Source organism: Micromonospora sp. ATA51, assembly GCF_016802855.1.
Classification (GTDB): domain Bacteria; phylum Actinomycetota; class Actinomycetes; order Mycobacteriales; family Micromonosporaceae; genus Micromonospora; species Micromonospora sicca.
In genome coordinates, this window is the sequence record NZ_JAEVHJ010000401.1 from 1 (window position 1) to 5,204 (window position 5,204).

At 72.4% G+C, this 5,204-nt stretch carries 5 protein-coding genes and 2 pseudogenes; 4 read left to right on the forward strand and 3 right to left on the reverse strand.

Features of this window, described 5'->3' with window-relative positions:
• Positions 1-291: carbohydrate-binding protein (locus JNW87_RS41815; RefSeq protein ID WP_375373581.1), on the forward strand; the 291-nt coding region annotated here is incomplete at its 5' end.
• Between the two features lie 16 nt (positions 292-307).
• On the opposite strand, the gene JNW87_RS34320 is transcribed toward JNW87_RS41815, so the two are convergent.
• Positions 308-1,930 (reverse strand): glycosyl hydrolase family 18 protein, encoded by a 1,623-nt coding sequence (locus JNW87_RS34320; protein WP_109803552.1) that lies wholly within the window; start codon positions 1,928-1,930, stop codon positions 308-310.
• A 143-nt stretch (positions 1,931-2,073) separates the two neighbouring features.
• On the opposite strand from JNW87_RS34320, the gene JNW87_RS34325 reads away from it, so the two are divergent.
• The gene (locus JNW87_RS34325; protein WP_109803551.1) at positions 2,074-2,562 is read left to right on the forward strand and encodes a glutathione peroxidase; all 489 of its coding nucleotides are present in this window, start codon (positions 2,074-2,076) and stop codon (positions 2,560-2,562) included.
• A 131-nt stretch (positions 2,563-2,693) separates the two neighbouring features.
• On the opposite strand, the gene JNW87_RS34330 is transcribed toward JNW87_RS34325, so the two are convergent.
• Both JNW87_RS34330 and JNW87_RS34335 read right to left on the reverse strand, forming a co-directional pair.
• Positions 2,694-3,497, reverse strand: coding sequence for an SGNH/GDSL hydrolase family protein (locus JNW87_RS34330; protein WP_238455115.1), 804 nt, complete (start codon positions 3,495-3,497; stop codon positions 2,694-2,696).
• 205 nt (positions 3,498-3,702) lie between these two features.
• Complete coding sequence (locus tag JNW87_RS34335; protein WP_238455116.1) at positions 3,703-4,194, reverse strand: GNAT family N-acetyltransferase; 492 nt, start codon at positions 4,192-4,194, stop codon at positions 3,703-3,705.
• 158 nt (positions 4,195-4,352) lie between these two features.
• Here JNW87_RS34335 and JNW87_RS41820 point away from each other — a divergent pair.
• A pseudogene (locus JNW87_RS41820) lies at positions 4,353-4,592 on the forward strand (DUF4397 domain-containing protein); the annotation flags it as partial.
• Positions 4,593-4,707: 115 nt separating this feature from the next.
• A pseudogene (locus tag JNW87_RS41055) lies at positions 4,708-5,204 on the forward strand (DUF4397 domain-containing protein); the annotation flags it as partial.

The following is a 5,204-nucleotide window of genomic DNA, read 5'->3' on the forward strand; positions in this document are numbered from 1 at the left end:
CCCCCGCCGACCACCTCCCCCTCGCCCACCACGCCGCCGCCCACCACGACCGCGCCGCCGACGGGCACGCCCACGGCGGGGGCGCCGGCCTGGCAGGCCAACACGGCGTACGCCCTGGGCGCGCGGGTCAGCTACGCCGGCCGGACCTGGCAGTGCCGGCAGGCGCACACCTCGCTCGTCGGCTGGGAACCGCCGAACGTGCCGCCCTCTGGCTCGCCACCTGAGCACCGCGAGAGGGCCGAGCACGCGGGCGGGAGGGACCGTGCTGGTCCCTCCCCGCCGTGTGGGTGATGCGTCGGCACTCGGCTCAGCCGAGACCGCCCTTGATGGCGCCGATCAGCTCGCCGTTGCCGGTGTCACCGGAGAGCTCCCAGAAGAAGGCGCCACCGAGGCCCTGGTTCTTCGCGTAGGTCATCTTGCCGCCGATGGTGGACGGCGTGTCGTAGCCCCACCAGTTGCTGCCGCACTTGGCGTAGGCGGTGCCGCCGACGGTGCCGGTGGCCGGGCAGGTGTTCTTGAGCACCTTGTAGTCCTCGATGCCCTGCTCGTACGTGCCCGGCGCGGGACCGGTGGCGGTGCCACCCGGGGCCGCCTGGCTCACCCCGGTCCAGCCCCGGCCGTAGAAGCCGATGCCGAGCAGCAGCTTGTTCGCCGGTACGCCCTTGGACTTGAGCTTCTGGATCGCGGCGTCGGCGTTGAAGCCCTGCTGCGGGATGCCGGCGTACGAGGTCAGCGGCGAGTGCGGGGCGGTGGGGCCCTGCGGGTTGAAGGCGCCGAAGTAGTCGTACGTCATCGGCATGAGCCAGTTCAGGTTCGGCGCGGCGCCGGCGTAGTCGGTGGCGTCGATCTTGCCGCCGGTGCTGCCGTCGGCGGTGATCGCCGCGGTGACCAGCGCCGACGAGCCGAACCGGCTACGCAGGGCGCTGACCACGTTCTTGAACGCGTTCGGTCCGCTGGCGTCGCACTGCAGGCCGCAGGCGTTCGGGTACTCCCAGTCGACGTCGATGCCGTCGAAGACGTCCGCCCAGCGCGGGTCCTCGACCAGGTTGTAGCAGGAGTCGGCGAACGCGGCCGGGTTCTGCGCGGCCTGGGTGAAACCGGCCGACCAGGTCCAGCCGCCGAAGGACCAGATCACCTTCAGGTGCGGGTACATCTTCTTCAGCTTGCGGAGCTGGTTGAAGCTGCCGCGCAGCGGCTGGTCCCAGGTGTCGGCGACGCCGTCGACACTGTCCGCCGCGGTGTACGCCTTGTCGTAGTCGGCGTAGCTGTCACCGATGCTGCACCGGCCGCCGGAGGTGTTGCCGAAGGCGTACAGGATGTGGGTCAGCTTGGCGGCGGACCCGCTGGTGTGGATGTTCTTGACGTGGTAGTTGCGGGCGTAGACGCCCCACTCGGCGAAGTAGCCGACCACCTTCTTGTCCCCGGTGGGCGGCGGCGCGGTGGGCGAGGTGGTCGGTGAGGTCGTCGGCGACACCGTGGGTGAGGCGGTCGGGGACGCCGTCGGCGAGGGCGGGGTGGTGGGGGTGCCGCCACCCGAGCACGACGTGCCGTTGACGGTGCAGTTCAGCGGCCCGGCGTACGGGCCGGTGCCGTTGTAGCCCCAGCTGAAGCTGGCCCCCGGGGCGAGCGGGCCGGCCCAGCTCTTCTTCACCGCGACGTAGTGGTTGCCGCTGCTGGTGACGTCGGCGTCCCAGAAGCTGCTGATCGTGGTGCCCGAGGGCAGGTCGAATTCGATGCGCCAGGTGTCGACGCTGGCGCTGGTGCCGTTGGTGACGGTCACCTTCCCCTCGTGACCGGTCCCCCAGTCCTGCACCTTGGCGAACGTGGCGGTCACGCTGCCGGCGGCGGCGGCGGTGGCCATCGGCACCGCCGCGACCGCCAGCGCGACCACGGCACCGGCCCAGAGGGACCGGCGGAGCGATCTCTTCATGTGGCGTCTCCCTAAACAGTTAGGAAACTTTCCAGATTGGATGCTGAGACGCTACTCACGCGTCATCACTTCGTCAAGATGTGCATACATCGATTTACTCGGCCGTGGTCGGGCCGGGCCCGGGGGACGCGTAGCCTCGCGGCATGACCGTTTTCGACGTCCAGATCGACGCCCTCACCGGCGGCCCCGCCGACCTCGCGCAGTACCGGGGCCGTGCCCTGCTGGTGGTCAACGTGGCCTCCCGGTGCGGGCTGACCCCCCAGTACGCCGGCCTGCAGGCCCTCGCCGACGAGTACGCCGACCGAGGGCTGACGGTGCTCGGGGTGCCGTGCAACCAGTTCGCCGGTCAGGAACCCGGCACGGCCGACGAGATCGGCGAGTTCTGCCAGGTCAACTACGGCGTGACGTTCCCGCTGACGGAGAAGGTCGACGTCAACGGCCCGGGCCGGCACCCGCTCTACGCCGAGCTGGTGTCCACCCCCGACGCCGAGGGGCACACCGGCGACATCCGGTGGAACTTCGAGAAGTTCCTGGTCGCCCCGGACGGCACGGTGGCGGCCCGGTTCGCCCCGACGGTGACCCCGGACGCTCCCGAGCTGCGCGCCGCCGTCGAGAAGATCCTCCCGGCCTGACGTCGGCGACCGCCGGCCCGTCAGGTGGGCGGCGCTGACGGCGGCCGCGGCCACCGCCTGGACGGCGAGGTCGGAGTCCAGGTAACCGGGCTCGCGTCCGGGACGCCGGCCCGTCCCGGACGGAGCTCCGGTCAGCCGGCCACGCCCCGGAAGACCGGGTAGTAGCCGCCGGCCTGCCCGGCGGCCGTCGGGTGGTAGGAGATGCCGATGTTGGTGTAGTTCAACGCGTGCAGCCACTTCTCGCCGTAGCTGCAGAGCTGGTGGCCGACGAAGCTCGACCGGACGTCGGCGAACTTGAAGCCGGCGGCGAGGGCGGCGCTGCGGGTGATGTCGTCGACCAGGTTGATGCCCTCGTTGATCTTCGCCCGGGAGGTGTCGCTCAGCCCCACGCAGAGGGTGTCGAGCTGGTAGAAGACCGGGTAGCCGACGACCACCACCCGGGCGGAGGGGGCCCGGCTCCTGATTCCGTTGTAGACGGTGGCCAGCAGGCCGGCCAACTGGGCGCGAGCCTTGTCCTCGGCGGCCTGCACGGCGGCCACGCATTCCGTGGTGCCGTAGAGCACGCAGGTGGTCATGATGTTGGCGAAGCCGACGTCGTTGCCGCCGACCGTGACGCTGACCAGCGTGGTGTTCGAGCCGAGGGCGGCGAGCTGGCTGTTGGTCACGTCGGTCGTCCGCGCGCCCGAGCAGGCCACCGAGCGGTACGAAGCCGGCTGGACGTTGGTGTTGTAGAGGGCCGGATAGGCGTTGGTGCTGCGCTGGCAGGAGCCGCTCTCGGCGGTGTAGCTGCCGGCGCCCACGCCGGAGGCGTACGAGTCGCCGAGGGCGACGTACCGGTCGGTGGGGGCGGCCTGGGCCGGGACGGCCAGGGCGAGCGTGGCGCCGAGGGACGTCGCCAGACTGAGGGCGAGGGTGACGAGACGGGATCTCCGCACGTGGCACTCCTGGGGGTGGGAAGTGGTGGTGCGAGATAGATATCAATAGATAGACATGCGGCGGAAGCCCGGAGAATCGCGAGGGGAGCACATAGAGATCAATTGATATAAATCATTGCCGGCCGTATGCTGTGATGTGAAGGATTTCGCCGTCACACCTCTCGGCGGGCTCCCCGGCCCGCCGGGCACTCCCCCTGCCCGACCGTCAGTCCCGCGGCTCGGCCGGCAGTGTCAGCCGCATCGCCGGATCGCGGGTCGGTTGGAAGCCGAGCGACCGGTAGAGGGGCTGTGCGGGCTCGGAGCTGCGCAGGTCGACCGTGCGCACCCCGCGCCGGCGATACCAGTCCAGCAACGCCGTCACGCAGGCCCGGGAGTAGCCGCGCCGGCGGTGAGCCGGGTCGGTGCAGACGTTGAAGACGTACCCGACCCGACCGCTCGGATTGGCCGGACCACCGAGCCGCCGCTCGATCGTGCCGACCGCGCAGGCAGCCAGCGATCCCGGCGCCTCCGGCGCCTCGACCACGAACGCGGCCATCGGCTCGTCCGGATCGCTCAGCCGGTCCCGCAGGGTCTCCCCCGCGGCGTCCTGCCACGGACCCGGCGGCGGTTCCGCCCCGGCGATCGACGCGAGCATCAGCCCACGCAGCCGGACCAGCTCGGCGGCATCGTCCACGGTGGCGCGACGTACCTCGGTCATGACCGCACGGTACCGAGCCCGCCGGGCAGTCGCCGGCACGGTCCACTGTGGTGACGGACAGCGTGTCCGTCGTCCAGAAGGGACGACTTGCGCCCGGGTCCCGTGGCCGGGACCCTGGAGGCCCGGCCACACCGGCTGGACCGCTCCCCGGAGGCGACATGCACCTGCTCCGTACCGCGCCGCGCCGGCTGCTGGCCGGCGCGGGGACCCTGCTGCTCGGCGCCGCGCTCACCGCGCCCGCCACGCCGGCCGTCGCCACCACCCGGCAGGAGACCGTCGGGTACGTGCGCCTCGCGCACCTCTCCCCCGACACCCCGGCCGTGGACGTCTACCTCTCCGCGCCGGGCTCGGCCGAGCCGCGGGTCTTCCCCGGCGTCGGGTACGGAGTGGTGTCGGCGTACCTGCCGCTGCCGGCCGGGCGCTACGCGGTGGCCATGCGCGGGGCGGGCGCCCCGGCGACCAGCCGCCGGTGCTCACCACCGAGGTGGCGGTGCGCCCGGCGCGGCGTACACGGTGGCCGGGGTCGGCCGGCACGCCGACCTGGGGCTGCGGGTGCTCACCGACGACCTGAGCGCCCCCGCCGGCGGCCAGGCCAAGCTGCGGGTGGTGCAGGCCTCGGTACGCGCGCCGGTGCTGGACGTCGCCGCCGCCGACGGGCCGACCATCGCCGACGCGGTCCGCTTCGCCACCACCACGGACTACCGTGAGGTCCAGCCGGGCCGCTGGCGCCTGCGGCTGGACGGCGGCACCGGTCCGAGCACGGACGCCGAGGTCAGCCTCCACGGTGGAGCCGTCTACTCGCTGCTGGTGCTGGACGCGAAGAGCGGCGGCCTCACCACCGAACTGCGGCAGGACGCCCGCGGCGGCACGGTGGTCCCGGCCGGAGGCGTCGACACCGGCGCGGGCGGGCTGGCCGGCCCAACCGTCGGGACGTACGGGATGATCGCCGGCGGTCTGCTCGCGGGCGCCGTGCTGGTCGGGGTGGCGCTGCGTCGCCGGCGCGCCGCGTG